The organism is Enterococcus sp. DIV1368f, assembly GCF_051712245.1.
In the GTDB taxonomy this organism is placed as follows: Bacteria; Bacillota; Bacilli; order Lactobacillales; family Enterococcaceae; genus Enterococcus; species Enterococcus faecalis.
Map to the genome: position 1 here is coordinate 1284477 of NZ_JBIOON010000001.1, position 18595 is coordinate 1303071.

An 18595-nucleotide genomic window follows, 5' to 3' on the forward strand; every position below is an offset into this window, starting at 1 on the left:
TTTAGATGGACTTGATAGAAATATCAACGCGACTCTGCGTTATAGAGCTTAAGAGGTAATGATCCAACATCATTGCAATCAAGGTGGTACCGCGAGCAATCGTCCTTGACTGCAATGGTGTTTTTTGTGTTCACAATCTGCCACTTAAGAGGGTACAAAATATAAATAGTTAATTATTAATAGAAAGTAGGAAAATCAATGAAAGAATTAACAAGTAGTCAAGTTCGCCAAATGTATTTAGACTTCTTTAAGTCTAAAGGACATTCAGTAGAACCAAGCGCTTCTTTAGTACCAGTAAACGATCCAACATTATTATGGATTAACTCTGGTGTTGCAACCTTGAAAAAATATTTTGATGGCTCTGTTGTGCCAGAAAATCCAAGAATTACGAATGCTCAAAAATCTATTCGTACAAATGATATTGAGAATGTTGGGAAAACGGCTCGTCATCATACAATGTTTGAAATGTTAGGGAACTTCTCAATTGGAGATTATTTTAAAAATGAAGCGATTCACTGGGCTTGGGAATTTTTAACTGGTGCTGAATGGCTTGCTTTTGATCCAGAAAAATTATATGTGACTGTTTATCCGAAAGATACAGAAGCAAAACGCATTTGGCGTGATGAAGTTGGTTTATCTGAAGATCATATTATTGATGTAGAAGATAACTTCTGGGATATCGGTGCTGGTCCAAGTGGTCCGGATACGGAAATCTTTTATGATCGCGGCGAAGAATTTTTAGATATTCCAGAAGATGATCCAGAAAATTATCCTGGTGGCGAAAATGAACGTTATTTAGAAATTTGGAACTTAGTGTTCTCTGAATTTAACCATACACCAGAAGATACGTATGAACCATTACCACATAAAAACATTGATACGGGCATGGGCTTGGAACGTGTTGTATCTATTATTCAAGATGCACCAACAAATTTTGAAACTGATTTATTTATGCCAATCATTCATGCGGTAGAAGCTTTAGGAACCAACGTAAAATATGGAGATGCACCACAAACGGATGTTTCCTTTAAAGTGATTGCTGACCATATTCGTGCTTTATCCTTTGCAATTGGTGATGGTGCGCTTCCTTCAAATGAAGGTCGTGGCTATGTGTTACGTCGTTTATTACGTCGTGCGGTAATGCACGGGAAAAAATTAGGCATTAATGAAGCCTTTTTATACAAATTAGTGCCTGTTGTTGGCGAAATCATGGTAAGTTACTATCCAGAAGTATTACAACAAAAAGACTTCATCGAAAAAGTGGTTCGGACAGAGGAAGAACGTTTCCATGAAACCATCAATGAAGGTTTAAGCATGTTAAATGAGGTTATTAAAGAAGTTAAAGATGCAAAAGGCGATACATTAGATGGAAAAATTATCTTCAAACTTTATGATACTTTTGGCTTCCCAGTAGAATTAACGGAAGAAGTTGCAGAAGATGAAGGCTTGAAAGTCGACCATGCTGGGTTTGAAACAGAAATGGAAGCACAGCGTGAACGTGCTCGTTCTGCCCGCAGTAAAGAAACTTCAATGGGTGTTCAATCTGCTTTATTAACAGATATTAAAGTAGAAAGTAAATTTGTTGGCTATACAGAATTAACACATGATAGTGAATTATTTGTTATTATTCAAGGTGACGCACTAGTAAATGAAGCATCTGCAGGAACAGCCGAATTAATTTTTGCTGAAACACCATTTTATGCGGAAATGGGTGGACAAATTGCTGACCGCGGCTATGTAAAAAATACCGCAGGGGAAGTCGTTGCCAACGTGGTGGATGTGAAAAAAGCACCAAACGGTCAATTTTTACACAAAGTAGAAGTTTTGGCGCCATTAGCTGAAGGCCAAATTTATCAATTGCAAGTGGACGAACGGATGCGGACACGTATTTTGAAAAACCATACGGCAACCCATTTATTGCATCGTGCTTTAAAAGATGTGTTAGGGGAGCATGCCAACCAAGCAGGCTCATTAGTTGCACCAGGACATCTACGTTTTGACTTTACTCATTTTGGGCAAGTTACATCAGAAGAACTAGCGCGGATGGAAGCCATCGTTAACGAAAAAATCTGGGAAGCTATTCCTGTTGTCACAATTGAAACAGATATTGATACAGCGAAAAACATGGGCGCAATGGCGTTATTTGGTGAAAAATATGGCAAAGAAGTCCGTGTAGTTAATATTGGGGATTACTCTATCGAATTATGTGGTGGAACACACGTTGCTAATACAGAAGATATCGGGATTTTCAAAATTGTTTCTGAATCTGGGATTGGTGCAGGAGTACGCCGTATTGAAGCAGTGACGAGTAAAGAAGCGTATCAACTTTTACAAGAAGAAGAACGTCAATTGAAAGAGATTGCTACATTAGTTAAATCACCTCAATTAAAAGAAGTGGTTACGAAAACAGAGCAATTGCAACAACAATTACGTGATCTACAAAAAGAAAACGAACAATTGGCTGGCAAATTAGCGAATCAACAAGCTGGTGACATTTTTAAAGATGTCAAAGACGTCAACGGTGTTCGTTATATTGCCGCTCAAGTCAATGTTAAAGACATGAATCAATTACGCCAATTGGCCGACCAATGGAAACAAAAAGAATTGTCTGATGTACTAGTTCTGGCAACTGCACAAGATGAAAAAGTAAGCTTGTTAGCGGCTATGACAAAAGACATGAACGGGAAAGGCTTAAAAGCCGGTGACTTAATCAAAGCAATTGCGCCAAAAGTTGGCGGTGGCGGCGGTGGTCGTCCTGATATGGCTCAAGCTGGTGGGAAAAATCCAGCAGGGATTGCGGATGCCTTAGCAGAAGTTGAAAACTGGTTGGCAAAGGCCTAATTAAAAATGTTTTCCCTATTATTAATATAAGGAGAATGCTCTTTATAGCAATAATGACAGCCCTCTTCAAAGTTATGAAATTGATTTTGAAGGGGGTTCTTTTTTATAAATGATTAAGGAGAGGAAACAGTAGATTGCACGAATGTGTAAGTTTTCATCTTCAATTGACAATGGTATAATAAGCAACGGAGGAATCAAAAATATGAATGAAAATCAATTATCAAAACGTCTCGCAACGGTTGGTGATTTAATCCCTAGAGGAAGTCGCTTAGCAGACATTGGTTCAGACCATGCTTATTTACCAGTTGCTTTAATGTTAGAAAATAAACTGTCTTTTGCTGTGGCTGGGGAAGTGGTAGAAGGCCCTTATCAATCTGCCAAAACCCAAGTCAGTAAATCCAATTTGACGGATAAAATTATCGTACGTTTAGCGAACGGGCTAGATGCAATTGAACCTGAAGATCAAATAGACGTCATTAGTATTTGTGGAATGGGCGGCACATTAATCCGAGATATTTTAGAAGTAGGACGCAAAAAAAATCGTTTAACAGGGAAGGAACGCCTTGTTTTACAACCGAATATTGGTGAACCAACTTTACGCCGCTGGTTAATGGCAAATGACTACAGTATTATTGATGAAACAATCGTGGAAGAAAACCGTAAGTTGTATGAAATTATCGTAGCCGAAAAAACAGAGCAATCCGTTTCTTATACGGACCGAGAATTACTATTTGGGCCAGTTTTAATTAAAAAACAAGGACCGGTTTTTACCAAAAAATGGCATCGAGAATTAAAACAGCGCAAAACTGTTCTTGCACAACTAGCAAAAGCAAGTGGAGAACATATTGAAAAACAAGCGAAACTACAGCAAGACCAACAATTAATTGAGGAGGTGCTGGCCAATGGCTGTGAACGGTAAGACATTGATTCGACGCTTCAATGACTATTGTCCCGAGTGGTTAGCTGAAACGGGAGATCCTGTGGGCTTGCACATTGGTACGTTAGATAAACCAATTGAAAATGTGATGGTTACCTTAGATGTTCGTCCTGAGGTCGTTGCAGAAGCAATTGAGAAGCAGGTTGATTTAATTATTGCGAAACACCCACCTATTTTCCGCCCAGTTAAGCGATTAACCACAGATAATTTTCAAGAAAAAATGTACGCTGATTTATTAAAACACGATATTGCTGTTTACGCAGCGCATACTAATATGGATATTATTGACAATGGCTTAAACGATTGGTTTTGTGAATTATTGGGAATTAAACAGACCACCTTTTTAACTAAAACACATACTGTTCCTTATAAAAAATTAGCCGTTTTTGTGCCAATTGATGAAGCTCCGCAAATGAGAGAAGCTTTAGGTCTAGCTGGCGCTGGAGCTCAAGGTGATTATTCTAAAACAAGTTACTCTTTAATTGGAACAGGACGTTTTACACCAACACAAGGAGCAAATCCCACGATTGGCGAAATTGGTCAAGAAAGTGTCGTCCAAGAAGCAAAAATCGAAGTGATTTTCCCTGAAACTAAGCAAGAACAAGTTCTTGCAGCTATGTTACAGGCGCATCCTTATGAAGAACCGGCGTATGATGTTTATACCATTGAAAATCAATCAAAAGAATTTGGTTTAGGTCGGGTTGGAGTATTAGACAAGCCTGTGAGATTTTCTGATTTTGTACAGCAAGTCAAGGAAGCTTTCCAATTGGATGGCTTGCGGGTCATTGCAAAAGATGACACTAAAATGATTCAACGGGTAGCCATTTGTGGTGGAAGTGGTGAAAAATTCTATCATGATGCATTACGTAAACAAGCCGATGTCTATATTACTGGTGATGTGTATTATCATACGGCACATGACATGATTGCTGAAGATTTACCAGTCATCGATCCTGGTCATTACATTGAAGCGCTTTGTAAGCCGAAACTTGTGGAATTAATGAATCAATGGAAACAAGAAAATGAGTGGGATGTATCCATTTTTGAATCAGAAGCGAATACCAACCCATTTCGTTTTAAATAAAAAATGAAGATTAAAGGAGTGTTCTTTTATGTATGAAAATTTATTACCTCGTTTTTTACGCTATGTGAAAACAGAAACACGCTCAGATGCAACAAGCACAACGACACCATCAACACAAACACAAGTAGCCTTTGCACAAACCTTAAAAAAAGAATTAGAAGAATTAGGGATGAGCGATGTTATTTATAACGAAACAAATGGTTTTGTGATTGCTACGTTACCTAGTAACGTGGAGAAAGATGTTCGTTCAATCGGCTTTATTGCCCATATGGATACCGCTGATTTTAATGCAGTGAATGTTTCTCCGCAAATTGTTGAGAACTATGACGGAGAATCAACGATTCCTTTAGATAAAGAAGGCAAATTCACTTTAAATACGAAAGACTTTCCTAACTTAAAAAATTATCGTGGTGAAACACTTATCACAACCGATGGTACCACTTTATTAGGAGCTGATGATAAATCAGGTATTGCGGAAATAATGACAGCCATGGAATATTTAATTAATCACCCAGAAGTTAAACATGGCACCATTCGTGTGGCTTTCGGTCCTGACGAAGAAATTGGTGTAGGTGCCGACAAATTTGATGTCGCTCAATTTAACGTGGATTTTGCTTATACAATGGATGGCGGACCAGTAGGTGAATTACAATTTGAAACGTTTAATGCGGCGCAAGCAGAAATTACAATTCAAGGGAAAAACGTTCATCCAGGAACAGCAAAAAATACAATGATTAATGCGTTACAATTAGGAATTGATTTCCATAATGCCTTACCTGCTGACGAAGTTCCAGAAAAAACAGAAGGTGAAGAAGGCTTTTATCATTTAGCAGCGTTTGCTGGAACGCCAGAAGAAGCTACAATGACGTATATTATTCGCGATCACAATCGCGAGATTTTTGAAGCACGTAAAGCTAAAATTAAAGAAATTCAGCAAACATTGAATGCACCATTTGATGAAGAACGAATCAAAGTTGATTTATTTGATCAATACTATAATATGCGAGAAGTGATTGAAAAAGATATGTCCATTGTCGAAATTGCTAAACAAGCAATGGAAGAATTGTCAATTCAACCAATTATTGAACCTGTTCGCGGTGGAACGGATGGCTCAAAAATTTCTTATTTAGGGATTCCAACACCAAATATCTTTGCTGGTGGCGAAAATATGCATGGCCGTTTTGAATTTGTTTCATTACAAGCCATGGAAAAAGCGACCAATGTGATTATTAAAATTGCTGAATTAAATGCAAAATAAATGAGGTACTCAATAGGAAAGTAAGAAAACGGGCAACCGAGAGCTTACTTTCCTGTTGTAGTTTCATGAGTCATTGAAAATTTTTTTGCAATTAGAATCAGAACAAGGTATCCTAGTACAGTAACTAGTTAGGAGGCCAGAAAGAATGCTTCAGTGGATAGTAATCATTTATTTCCTCGTCATTAATTTAGTATTGTTTAGTATGATGGGTTATGATAAAAAACAAGCAAAACGTGGGAACTGGCGTATGCCGGAACGCCGCTTATTGATGATAGGACTTGTCGGTGGCGGTCTAGGTGGGCTAATGGGACAAAAGAAATTTCATCATAAAACCCAAAAACCAGTTTTTGCATTGTGTTATTCAATTGGCGTAATCGCGATGATTAGTTGCATCTATCTAACATTTAAGTAAGAACAAAAAAGGAGAAGCGATGAAAGGAAAAGTAAAAATTGGCTTAAATATGTTGTTAATGATTATCGTTTTAGGCGTAATCTTTTATGTCATGGATAATTCATTAAGTGATATTTTTGCTCAACTGATGGAAACGAGTTGGCTGGTGCTGATTGCTGTTATTTTTTTTGGTGTAGTTTATCAATTTGCAGAAGGGCGCTCAATCAAGGAAATAGCTCGTTATTTTAACAAAGACTTTACAACAGTGGATGGTTTTTTTACTTCTTGTTATGTAGCATTTTATCGGATTATTTCATTTGGCACGGGAACCTTGCTTTCAGAAATTTATTTTTATAAGAAAAAGGGAATTCCTGTTTCTAAAAGTGTAGGGATAACGGCATTACATATGATTATGTACAAAGCAGCCGTGATTTTTTTAGCAATTATTGGTTTGATTATTCAATTTTCCCTGTTTTATGAAAATGCGCCTAAGATGATTCCATTCATTTTAGCAGGTGTTATTTTAACATTAGTAATAATTGCAGCATTGCTTATTTTATCTAGTAGCTTAAAGTTGCAAGTTTTATTGGTTAAGTTTGCCAATCGTTGGTTTAAACGACCAAAACTAAGAGATTGGGTGGATAATTGTAATTTACAAATCTATTCCTTGCGGGCGGCTGTCCAAACAATTACACAAGATCGCTCAGCGTTGCTTCGAATCTTTTCATGGAATGTATTTAAATTATTATTTTGGTACATTATTCCTTACATTGTTTTAGTAGAAAATCACCCGAATATTGATTTATTATTAGTGATGTCCTTTACCAGTTTTGCTGTTATTCTTTCAGGAGTTATTCCAACACCTGCTGGCATTGGTCCATTTGAATTTGTTTACTTATTGTTGTTTAAACCATTGGTCGGCAATGTTGATGCTGTAGCATCTGTTTTACTGTATCGATTTGGTAGCTTTGTGTTACCCTTTTTGATTGGCTTGGTTTATGTCGCCATTGAGAAACGAAAATCATTACGCATTGAGATTGAAGAAATAAAACGTCAAACAGATGAATAAGGTAGAACGAGAAAAAGAGCGACTCTTTTTCTCGTTCTTTTTTTTTAAAAGGAATTGACTTGTACGAGGGATGTCTTATAATAGACTTAATACATGACTAAAAAATATTTTTTTGAACTAATAAAAATTATGGTAAAGGGGTGGCGAAAATTATTGCTGATTGTACAGCAGTGCTGTTATGCGGCGGGAAAAGTTCACGGATGGGATTTGATAAAGCATTATTGAAAATTCAAGGCCAATACGTGATCTTGCAAACAGCTGAAAAGTTAATGGAACTGTTCGAAGAGGTTATTTTAGTAACGAATGATAGTCAAAAATTTCCTAAGGCGTTTAGAAAATGCACAATCATTCAAGATATGTATCTTGGAAAGGGGCCATTAGGTGGGATTGTGACAGCAATGAACTATACTCAGAAAGCTGAAGTGTTTGTAATTGCCTGTGATATACCAACTTTTTCTCCTAAACTTGTGTATCAGTTAGCCTCTAAGCGTGGACAAAATCAAGTAACAATCTTTGACTTTGAAGGTCGTCAAGAACCATTATTTGGCTTTTATCGATGTTCTTGTTTACCAACATTTCAAAAACAGCTTGCGCAAAATAACTATCAGATTCGGCAAGAATTTGAGCATCTATCTGTAAAAACGGTGCAACTATCAAAAGAGAATCAACTTAAAAATGTCAATCGAAAAGAAGAATTGTCTCAGTGGTATCGATAAAAAGGAGGAATCGTAATGGATTTTTTCAGTAGTGAAGAAATAGTTGCAAGCTTAGGTGATAAGGCAGAAATGAAAGGGAAATTATCGTTTGTTCGACTCTGTATTTTAGGCATCATGGCTGGTTTTTGTATTGCACTGGGTTACTTGGCGTTTATTCGTATCACTGGAACCGCCCCCACAGAATGGGGAAGTTTTAACAATTTTCTGGGTGGAGCTTTATTTCCAGTTGGATTGATAGCGCTTACTTTTGTTGGTGGTGAGTTAGCAACAGGCAATATGATGGTAATGACATTAGGCGTATTACAAAAAAAGGTTCGAGTGGGCGCTCTTTGTTATAACTGGATAGTTGTTTTATTGACCAATTGTCTAGGCGGATTTCTTGTGGCGTATTTATTTGGCCATATTGTTGGGTTAACTGAAGGTGCGTTTCTGGATAAAACAGTCGCAGTTGCTCAGGCGAAAATTGCTGATCCACCGCTAGTTGCTTTTGTTTCAGGGATTGGCTGTAATATTTTTGTTTGTTTAGCGGTTTATCTCGGAGCGTTGGCAAAATCATATTTAGGTAAAATGTTTGGCTTGTGGTTTCCTGTCATGGTTTTCGTTGTTTGTGGGTTTCAACACGTGGTCGCCAATGCGTTTATTATTCCAGCGGCAATTTTTTCACAAAGCACCACAATTAGTTGGTGGGATTATTTGCAAAATACACTATGGGTATTTTTAGGCAATGCGGTAGGGGGCAGTCTTTTTATGGCTGTACCATTGATCTTTATGACAAAACCAGCAACTGTCAAACCAAGAGTTGAGAAAACGATTCAGACGGAGGAGCTCTATGGCAATTGAGGTACCAAATATGATTCAAATTGGATCTACTGGTCGGAATAGTGGCAAAACGACATTAGCCGAAGCTCTTATTAAACAGTACCAAGAAGTCTATCCAATTTATGGCTTGAAGATTATTACGATTAGTGGTCAACGAGGGGTGTGTCAACGAGGCACAAAAGGGTGCGGAATTTGTACCAGTATTACAGCTGGTTATGAATTAGTAGAAGAGCAAGAGACGATTGGCAATAAAGATACCATGAAATTATTAGCTGCAGGCTGTCAAAAAGTTTTTCTATTGAAAGTTTTTCAAGAAAATTTGGTGGAAGCCATTCAGCAATTTCTGAAAGCTGTGCCGGCCCAAGCATTAATCATTTGTGAATCAAATTCATTACGTAATGTTGTGCAGCCAGGACTATTTCTTATGATGAATAACCAGAATCGCCAAAAAGAATCAGCAAAAAAAGTCATAGATAAAGCCGATTTTTGTTTACTATCTGCTGAAATACCAAAAGAATTGCGTATCTATTATCAAGGAGAACAACTTCAAGTTTCACTAAAAAGGGGGAATAAAAAGGAATGTGTGCATTAAGCTTAATTGAAAAAGAAGCGATTATTCTAGAAAACGATGCTGATCCACAACGAATTTTAAATATTTTAATTGAATTACAATTTGCTTCAGAGGAAGGGTATATCGATCAGGAGACAGCTCAATTAGTTGCAGAGCATCTACATTTAACGGAAGCGCGAGTCTATGAAATCGTCAGTTTTTATGCCATTTTAAAGACGGAACCGCAAGCGAAGTATGTCTTGAAGATTTGTAACAGCACACCGTGTCATTATACTGGTGGGGCGATGGTTGCCGAAGTTTTAGAAACTATTTTAGAAGTGCCAGAGAATCAGCCGACACCAGATGGCTTATTTATGTATCACAGTATTCCTTGTATCGGGGCTTGTGATTTGGGTCCAGTAATTAAAATTAAGGACACCGTTTTTAGTCAACTAACAGAAGAGAAAATTTATCAATTAATTCAACATTTACAAAATGATTGCTATGAAGGATTGTAGGAGGTGAGTCAATGCTTAAAAGAAACCAACCAATGTTATTAGAGAGAATGGGGAAAATGCAATCTGCGACCGATGTTGCTGAATATTGTAAATACGATGGATTTGATGGTTTAAAAAGAGCAATTTCACTATCGGATGAAGAAATTTTAAACGAATTGGATGTTGCTCACTTAAGAGGTCGCGGTGGAGCAGCCTATCCCTTAGGAAAAAAATGGCGCCATCTTTATCATGCAAAAGGAACCACAAAGTACATTGTTTGTAATGCTGATGAAGGCGAACCAGGGACCTTTAAGGATAAAGTACTTTTATCTGAAGATCCATTGAGTGTGATTGAAGGAATGATCATTGCTGGCTATTTATTTTCAGCAAAAGCAGGTTATATTTATATGCGAGGAGAATATCGCAGAATCCAAAAAACATTTCAAGAAGCACTCGATAATGCACGACAAGCTGGCTTTTTAGGGGAAAACATTTTAGGAATTGAAGGATTCAATTATGATATTACGATTATTTCTGGTGCTGGTGCCTATATTTGTGGGGAAAATTCAGCACTTTTAAATTCAATTGAAGGAAAAACGGGGCGGCCGCGTGTCAAACCACCACACTTAGCAGATGTTGGTTTATATTTGCAACCAACATTAGTAAATAATGTTGAATCATTTGCAAGTGTTCCTGTAATTTTACGAGAAGGTGGACAAGCCTTTTTAGAGATGGGTACTGCCGATGGTGGCGGAACAAAGCTAATTTGTTTGTCTGGACATATTAAAAATCGGGGTTTATACGAGGTCAACCTTGGAACACCATTAGAAGAAATAATTTATGGCGAGCAATACGGCGGAGGCTCTGCAACTGGTCGAGCATTGAAATTTATTCACTTCGGTGGACAATCCGGTCCAATTGGTGCTGTCGCAACGTTAACGGATTGTTTGTATTCTTACGAAGATTTATGGGCCCATGACTTATCTGTCGGCTCTGGCGCAATTGTAGTAATGGATGATTCAGTCAATGTTGTGGACTATTTAGTACACGTGGCGGCCTTTTTTGCTCATGAGTCCTGTGGTAAATGCACCCCTTGTCGATTGGGAACAACTAGGATTTTGGAATTATTGAGTAAATTCAATCGGAACGAGGCAACAGCTAGTGATTTGCCGCGATTGGAAAAGATGCTCACGCATGTCACGCGATTATCAGCTTGTGGTTTGGGCCAATCCGTCGCAAATCCAATGAAGAGTGCATTGGCTTTGTTTCCAGAAGAATTTGAAACGACTGCTGAAACAGAAATCTATGCCACCAGCAAAGGAGGTTGGTAAAAATGAAAACAAAGTTGCATACGCAAACAGTTACGTTGTCTATTGATAACCAAGAAGTAACTGTGCCTAAAGGGACTACTATTCTCGAAGCAGCGAAAGCGCTAGGTGTTGAAATTCCAACGCTCTGTCATTTAAAGGAATTAGCACCTGATGGTTCTTGTCGGATGTGCGTGGTTGAGGTGGAAGGCGGCCGACGTGGTGGCTTAACAACTGCTTGTACGGCACATTGTCAAGAGGACATGGTTGTGTCAACACATTCTGAAAAAGTTGCTGATTCCAGACGTTTTATTCTTGATTTATTATTGAGTAATCATAAATTAGAATGTTTTTCTTGTGGAAAAAACGGGGATTGTCAATTACAACAGTATGCGCTAGATTATGGGATTGATGCCACTAGCTTTACCGAGGGAAAAAGAATGCCTTGCCATCAAGAAGATACCAGTAATCCATTTTTCTCTTATGATCCAGAAAAGTGTATCATGTGTCGTCGTTGTGCCCGTGTCTGTCAATTGCGGCAGGGAAGAGATGTACTCAGTATTGCTAATCGTGGCTTTGAAACAAAAATGATGCCAAGTTATGGGCAGGCGTTTGATCAATCTATCTGTGAATCATGTGGCAATTGTGTCTCTTCCTGTCCTACAGGAGCGTTAACAGCAAAAGATACGAAAGAGTACCGCAAATGGGAAACCCAGAAAATTCCTACAACTTGTCCGCATTGTGGGACAGGCTGTCAGATGAATTTACTCGTTAAAAATAATCGTTTGGTGGGTGTTGAACCCCTAGATGGACCAGCTAATAAAAATTTACTTTGTGTGAAAGGAAAATTTGCTTCATATAAATTTGTTGGGTCAGGAGATCGCTTGACGGAGCCATTAATTAAACGGAATGGGATTTTTGAACCTGCTTCTTGGGAAGAAGCCTTAACGCTTGTTTCGTCAAAATTTAACGAAATTAAAGCAGAAAACGGCGCGGATGCTCTTGCTGGTTTTTCGTGCTCTAGAGCGACAAATGAAGATAATTATGTCTTTCAAAAAATGGTGCGTGCTGCTTTTGGGACCAATAATGTTGATAACTGTGCCCGTGTTTGTCATTCGGCTTCGGTCCATGGTTTAGCCCAAACCTTAGGATCTGGTGCGATGACCAATCCTATTGCTGATATCACTGAAGATGTCGACATGATTTTATTAGTAGGTTCCAATCCAGAGGAAGCTCATCCAGTTATTGGTGCGCAAATTCGCCAAGCCATCCAAACAGGAACGCAAGTTGTTGTTGTTGATCCGCGGAAAATTAACTTAGTGAAGGATAGTGCACTGCATTTACAAGTTCAGGCGGGAACGAATGTCGCATTTGCTAATGGCATGATGCATGTGATTTTGAAAGAAGGTTTAGCAGATCGCCATTTTATTGAAGAACGGACAGAAGGATTTTCAGATTTAGAAAAAATGGTGGCTGATTATACGCCGGAAAAAGTCGCAGAAATTTGTCATATTCATCCAGAAGATTTAATTCAAGCAGCACGCATGTATGCAAAAGCAGAGAAAGCACCAATCATTTATTGTTTAGGCGTAACGGAACATTCGACAGGAACTGAGGGTGTTATGAGTATGTCTAATTTGGCAATGTTGGTTGGTAAAGTTGGAAAACCAGGCTGTGGTGTCAATCCTTTGCGAGGTCAAAATAATGTTCAAGGTGCTTGCGATATGGGCTGTATGCCTTATGATTTCCCAGGTTATCAAAAAGTCAACAATCCAGAAGTAATCGACAAATTTGAAAAAGCTTGGCATGTGCCGTTAAATCGAAACACAGGTTTAACTTCTACTAAAGTCTTACCAGCAGCAACGGCAGGAAACGTCAAAGGCCTTTATATTTTTGGAGAAGATCCAATTGTTACGGATCCAGACACAGGACATGTTCGCCAAGCTTTAGAAAGTTTAGACTTTTTAGTCGTTCAAGAATTATTTATGACCGAAACGGCCGCTTATGCGGATGTCGTTTTACCTGGCATCAGTTATGCAGAAAAAGACGGGACATTTACAAATACAGAACGGCGCGTGCAAAGAGTCCGTAAAGCTGTTGAACCAAGAGGACAAGCACGAGAAGACTATGAAATTTTTTGTGAAGTCATGACACGGATGGGCTATCCTTGTGCGTATGAATCTGCAAAAGAAATTATGGAAGAAATTTCAGCTTTGACGCCTTCGTTTGGTGGAATTAATTATGAACGATTAGAGAAGGAGAGCTTACAATGGCCTTGTCGGAGCTTGACAGATCCAGGCACGCCGATTATGCATGTGGGCAGTTTTGCTCGTGGGAAAGGTTTATTTAAAGCAATTCCGTATAAGCAAGCACAAGAATTACCAGATGAAGAGTACCCGTATTTAATGTCGACAGGCCGAATGCTTTACCATTACAATACCCGAGCAATGACAGGACGAACGGAAGGGATTAACCAAATAGCGAATCACTCTTATATTGAGATAAATGCAGTCGATGCACAAGCTCTGGGAATCCAAGAAGGTGACAAAGTGGAAGTTCATTCTCGACGTGGCAAAATTGAAACCTATGCGGCTGTCGGAAATCGAGTATTTCCGCAAGAAGTCTTTATGACATTCCACTTTCCAGATGGGAATGTTAACGAAATCACTAATGCTGTATTTGATGATATCGCCACAATTCCTGAATATAAAGTTTGTGCCGTTGCGATTAAACCAGTGAATAAATAAAAAAGGATGGTTAAAACATGATCGAGTTGGAAGAAGCACGAGAGAAAATGACCCAACATATGAAGAGTCAATGTGAAACAGAAGAAGTGGCGCTGCTTGATTCCTTGGGACGGATTAGCGGAGAAACCATTTTTGCAGAGACAGCGATTCCTCATTTTCCTCGTGCCGGGATGGATGGGTATGCCGTTCGTGCAGTAGAAACACGAGGTGCGACTGCTGAAAGCCCAAGTTGTTTAAAAGTCGTCGGTTCTTTAGTGGCAGGGGATTCCATGTTTTATTGTAATCAGACGAATAACTGTGCGATTAAAATAACAACAGGTGCTTTTATTCCAACCGATTTTGATGCTGTAGTGCCACAAGAATGGACGGATTTTGGGCAAGACCATGTTAAAATTTTTCGCTCTGTCACAGCGGGCCAAAACTATGCGGAAATTGGAGAAGATATTGCTTTTCAGCAAAAAATTTTAGCAAAACATCAACAGATTAATAGTCGTATGATTGGTTTGTTGGCAATGCAAGGGATTGATAAAGTTGTTGTTTTGAAGCGCATGAAAGTGGGGATTTTAGCGACCGGTAGTGAGTTAGTTTCTTTGGAAGAACCGCTGTCAGTTGGGAAAATTTATAATAGTAATCTCTACATGTTAGCAGCTTTTGTCAAAGCGAGTGGTAATGAAGTAATCCACCTAGACCATTGTTCAGATGACCCTGAAGAATTAGCGAATAGGCTGATTGAGATTTCACCAAAACTTGATTTATTAATTACTTGTGGTGGTGTTTCGGTAGGTGAAAAGGACAATTTACCTTTGGCGATTAAACGTATCGGAGGAACAGAGTTGTTTCATTTTGTAAATATGAAACCTGGAACCCCAGTTATGGGAAGTAAATTTCAAGAAACACTCATTTTAAGCGTTTCAGGCAATCCGTTTGCGGCAATGGTTAATTTACATCTTTTTTACTGGACATTATTAGCTACTTTTTTTAATTGTGTCGAGTTAAATCTCAAGGAACGAACAGTAATTTTAGCGCATGAATTAGCCCCCAGTAGACTACGTCGATTTTACCGAGCGAAAGAAATAGATGGCAAAGTAAATTTAGTGACAAAAAGTCATCTTTCATCCAATTTATCAAATACTTTAGAAACAAATTGCCTACTAGAACAACCAGCTGGTGTGTTACTCAAAAAAGGCGCGCTTGTAAAAGTCTATTATTGGCAAACTTGATGACAACCTGACCTAAGATTAGTATGAAAGTAAGAGCCTGGAACAAAAATCACTTTGGATTTTTGTTCCAGGCTTAAAAATTGATAAACGGCGGGAGCAGAAGCAACACTACGCGTTGCTCCGATCTCAACAACTTCTAAGGTGTTTTCTCGACATGCGTCTCGTCACAGTACAGCCTTCAAAAGAGCTACAGCTCTAAGAGTTGCGATGTTTCACTGTGAAGCATGAACAGATGAAATCATCGTACCTACTTGGTGAAGGTCCTTCGGAAATAAGCCGAAATTGACTTTCTCACACAAGTGTTCGGCGTATCTTAATCCTTCCAAGTGTTGAGAATCACGAAGAACGTAGTGATTCGATGATGAACAATACCTACTTGGTCTCCAAAAATTAAAGAACACCGGATAGGTATCATGCAACATCAATTCGTTCCTCGTTGTGTTTTATGACAATTTTCGGAAATTCCTTCTTATTGCTGAGAAACACTATTTGCAAAGCAAATAGATGTTGAACAGTACCTACTTGGTTCTCGGAGTTAAGCACTTCTGTCCCGACCTCTTATTGCTTATCAAGTTTTAAAACTTAGACAAAAGTTTGGTCAGACTAAGCGAAGCACGTAATTTTTGACGCTTAACGTTTTTTTACTTCGATTTCTCGCTAAAAAAAATTGTGGATGCCAGATTGTTTTTTTGATGCAAGAGTGATACACTTGAAAAAGAAGTATTGTGTAAACGTTAACAAATGTCAAATGTGAGGTGGAGAAATGGTTCAAAGTAAGGAATTTACGCACTTGAATACACAAGGAGAAGTGCATATGGTTGATATTTCGGAAAAAAATGACACTCAAAGAACAGCCCTCGCTTATGGAGAAATTCACATGTTGGAAGCGACAGCAGAAGCGATCCAGACCCAAATGATTAAAAAAGGTGAAGTATTACAGGTAGCAAGAGTAGCTGGGATTACCGCCGCAAAACGAACGTTTGAATGGATTCCTTTGTGTCATTTAGTTGCTTTAACAAAGTGTGAAATTCAGTTTGATTGGCGCAATCAAACTTGTTTAGAAGTACGTTGCTTTACAAAAACAGTGGGTTCAACTGGTGTTGAAATGGAAGCGCTAACAGGTGTGCAGGCAGCACTCTTAACAATTTATGACATGTGTAAAGCAATTGATCGAGGAATGACAATGACAAACATTGGTTTATTAGAGAAAAATGGTGGACGTAGTGGTCATTTCATTCGTTCTTCAATTAAATCAAAGGAAAGTGATGAGTGAACAGCATGAAAGATGCATTTAACCGTGAAATTGATTATGTTCGTTTGTCTTTAACAGATCGTTGTGACTTACGTTGCACGTATTGCATGCCAGCAACAGGTCTTTGCTTTTTAAAAAAAGAGCAGCTTCTAACAGATGATGAGATTATTTTTTTATTGAGGATATTAGCGAAAGAAGGCATCAAAAAAGTTAAATTAACAGGTGGTGAACCGCTTGTTAGACCAAATTTACTCTCTTTAATTAAAAGGATAAAGCAAATCTCAGGCATCGAAAAAGTAACCCTAACGACTAATGGCATGAAGTTAGCTCGTGAGGCTCAAGGATTAAAAGAGGTGGGCTTGGACGGCGTTAATATTAGCTTAGACACTTTGGATCCAGAAGAATTTCGAGAAATAACAAGAGTTGGTCAGTTAAGGAATGTTCTGGCGGGCTTAGAACAAGCGATTGATGTGGGACTACCTAATATCAAGATTAATACTGTAGCTAGGAAAGAGCTAAGTGAAGCAACAATTGTAGAACTGGCTGAAATCGCTAAGAAAGAGACTGTGCACCTTCGTTTCATTGAAATGATGCCAATTGGATTAGGGAAGGCGCATCCAGGTAAGCAACAAGAAGAAGTAGAAGCTATTTTAACCAAACATTATGGAACGTTGCAACCATACAAAAAAACATTGGGCAATGGCCCTGCTAGATATTACGCCTTAAAAGATTTTAAAGGAAAAATAGGTTTTATTAGTGCATTAGGGCATTGTTTTTGCGAGACGTGCAATCGAATCCGAATTACTGCAGACGGCCATTTAAAAACGTGCCTGCATTCTGCAGACGGCTACTCGTTAAAGGAAGCTTTAGCTAAGGAACAAACAGCAGAATTGTTAGGGATTATCAAGAGTGGCATTGCCTGTAAGCCTGAAAAACATCTTTTCTTGGAACAACAAGGAGAACAACGATTTATGTCACAAATAGGAGGGTAAGTATGAAAACAGGAGAAATTATTGCAATAAATATTAGCCCACGAAGAGGCACACAGAAAAAGGAAATTCCTGAAGTCAACTTAATTAAAGGCTTTGGATTAGAAAATGATGCGCACGGCGGGAATTGGCATCGACAAGTCAGTTTGTTATCTTTTGAAGAAATAACGGCTTTCAATGAAAAAGGAGCTCGGGTTGGCAATGGTGCTTTTGGGGAAAACATAATCGTCTCAGGGATTGATTTACGTCAATTACCCGTTGGAACGAAAATGAAAATAGGCGATTCCGAATTGGTGGTTACTCAAATTGGGAAAGAGTGCCATAAACACTGTCAGATTTACGCGCGAGTGGGCGATTGCATCATGCCTAGAGAAGGAATTTTTGCAGTTGTTGTGACAGAAGGTCATATTAAAAAAGGAGACCAGTTAGACGTTGTTTAAAGTGGGCATTGTAACATTAAGTGATCGTTGCTTTCAAGGGCTTGCTGTCGATCAATCGGGTCCCTTGATTCGTGAACAGTTACCTGTGCTCTACCAGGTAACCAAACAAACCATTTTACCAGATGAAGAAAATCAATTAGTAGAGCTATTGCAAGAGTGGTCTAAGACCTGTGATTTGATTTTAACGACAGGCGGCACAGGGTTGAGTGAACGGGATCGGACCCCAGAAGCTACCTTACGTGTAGCAGAGCGAATCATTCCTGGGATTAGTGAGGGCTTACGTCAACTTAGCTTGGAAAAAACACCATTTGCTATGTTAAGTCGAGGCGTTTCTGTTCAAAGAGGACGCACGCTCATTGTTAATTTGCCTGGTAGCCCAAAAAGTGTAACAGAACATTTGCATTTTTTGTTGCCTGTTTTGTCCCACGCTTTGGATTTAATCACAAATAAAAAAATCATACATGATGAGGAATAAACC

At 38.6% G+C, this 18595-nt stretch carries 17 protein-coding genes; all 17 read left to right on the forward strand.

The window, feature by feature from the left end:
- Positions 1-198 precede the first annotated feature (198 nt).
- The 17 genes from alaS to IGL07_RS06585 all read left to right on the forward strand — a co-directional run bounded on the left by alaS (position 199) and on the right by IGL07_RS06585 (position 18592).
- Positions 199-2841, forward strand: coding sequence for an alanine--tRNA ligase (gene alaS / locus IGL07_RS06505; protein WP_010712402.1), 2643 nt, complete (start codon positions 199-201; stop codon positions 2839-2841).
- Positions 2842-3043: 202 nt separating this feature from the next.
- Positions 3044-3760, forward strand: a complete 717-nt coding sequence (locus tag IGL07_RS06510) for a tRNA (adenine(22)-N(1))-methyltransferase (RefSeq protein ID WP_010712403.1) — start codon at positions 3044-3046, stop codon at positions 3758-3760.
- A complete protein-coding gene (locus IGL07_RS06515) occupies positions 3744-4862 on the forward strand; it encodes a Nif3-like dinuclear metal center hexameric protein (protein ID WP_010712404.1) in 1119 nt (372 codons plus the stop codon). Before IGL07_RS06510 ends, IGL07_RS06515 begins: the two co-directional genes overlap by 17 nt.
- Positions 4863-4890: 28 nt before the next feature.
- A complete protein-coding gene (gene pepT / locus IGL07_RS06520; protein WP_010712405.1) occupies positions 4891-6120 on the forward strand; it encodes a peptidase T in 1230 nt (409 codons plus the stop codon).
- A 145-nt stretch (positions 6121-6265) separates the two neighbouring features.
- Positions 6266-6532, forward strand: a complete 267-nt coding sequence (locus tag IGL07_RS06525) for a DUF1294 domain-containing protein (RefSeq protein ID WP_010712406.1) — start codon at positions 6266-6268, stop codon at positions 6530-6532.
- A 19-nt stretch (positions 6533-6551) separates the two neighbouring features.
- Positions 6552-7580 (forward strand): lysylphosphatidylglycerol synthase transmembrane domain-containing protein, encoded by a 1029-nt coding sequence (locus tag IGL07_RS06530; protein ID WP_002360426.1) that lies wholly within the window; start codon positions 6552-6554, stop codon positions 7578-7580.
- A gap of 140 nt (positions 7581-7720) precedes the next feature.
- A complete protein-coding gene (gene mobA, locus IGL07_RS06535) occupies positions 7721-8296 on the forward strand; it encodes a molybdenum cofactor guanylyltransferase (protein ID WP_002361748.1) in 576 nt (191 codons plus the stop codon).
- 15 nt (positions 8297-8311) lie between these two features.
- Positions 8312-9136 carry a formate/nitrite transporter family protein gene (locus tag IGL07_RS06540; protein ID WP_002357725.1) on the forward strand — a complete coding sequence of 275 codons (825 nt, stop codon included), beginning with the start codon at positions 8312-8314 and terminating at the stop codon, positions 9134-9136.
- A complete protein-coding gene (locus IGL07_RS06545; RefSeq protein WP_002377626.1) occupies positions 9126-9707 on the forward strand; it encodes a hypothetical protein in 582 nt (193 codons plus the stop codon). Before IGL07_RS06540 ends, IGL07_RS06545 begins: the two co-directional genes overlap by 11 nt.
- On the forward strand, positions 9695-10183 hold the full coding sequence (locus IGL07_RS06550) for an NADH-quinone oxidoreductase subunit NuoE family protein (protein WP_002357722.1): 489 nt from the start codon (positions 9695-9697) through the stop codon (positions 10181-10183). The genes IGL07_RS06545 and IGL07_RS06550 overlap by 13 nt, the downstream gene beginning before the upstream one ends.
- 11 nt (positions 10184-10194) lie before the next feature.
- The gene (locus IGL07_RS06555; protein ID WP_010712407.1) at positions 10195-11493 is read left to right on the forward strand and encodes a complex I 51 kDa subunit family protein; all 1299 of its coding nucleotides are present in this window, start codon (positions 10195-10197) and stop codon (positions 11491-11493) included.
- Positions 11494-11495: 2 nt separating this feature from the next.
- Positions 11496-14216: a formate dehydrogenase subunit alpha gene (gene fdhF, locus IGL07_RS06560; RefSeq protein ID WP_010712408.1), complete on the forward strand. Its 2721-nt coding sequence runs from the start codon at positions 11496-11498 to the stop codon at positions 14214-14216.
- A 17-nt stretch (positions 14217-14233) separates the two neighbouring features.
- Positions 14234-15436 (forward strand): molybdopterin molybdotransferase MoeA, encoded by a 1203-nt coding sequence (locus IGL07_RS06565; RefSeq protein ID WP_002397253.1) that lies wholly within the window; start codon positions 14234-14236, stop codon positions 15434-15436.
- Between the two features lie 763 nt (positions 15437-16199).
- Positions 16200-16709, forward strand: coding sequence for a cyclic pyranopterin monophosphate synthase MoaC (gene moaC / locus IGL07_RS06570; RefSeq protein WP_002369470.1), 510 nt, complete (start codon positions 16200-16202; stop codon positions 16707-16709).
- Entirely contained in the window at positions 16706-17680 is a 975-nt protein-coding gene (gene moaA / locus IGL07_RS06575; protein WP_075575360.1) for a GTP 3',8-cyclase MoaA, read from the forward strand. Before moaC ends, moaA begins: the two co-directional genes overlap by 4 nt.
- Before the next feature lie 2 nt (positions 17681-17682).
- Positions 17683-18117, forward strand: a complete 435-nt coding sequence (locus IGL07_RS06580) for an MOSC domain-containing protein (protein WP_002357714.1) — start codon at positions 17683-17685, stop codon at positions 18115-18117.
- A complete protein-coding gene (locus IGL07_RS06585; protein ID WP_010712410.1) occupies positions 18110-18592 on the forward strand; it encodes a MogA/MoaB family molybdenum cofactor biosynthesis protein in 483 nt (160 codons plus the stop codon). The genes IGL07_RS06580 and IGL07_RS06585 overlap by 8 nt, the downstream gene beginning before the upstream one ends.
- Positions 18593-18595: the final 3 nt, after the last annotated feature.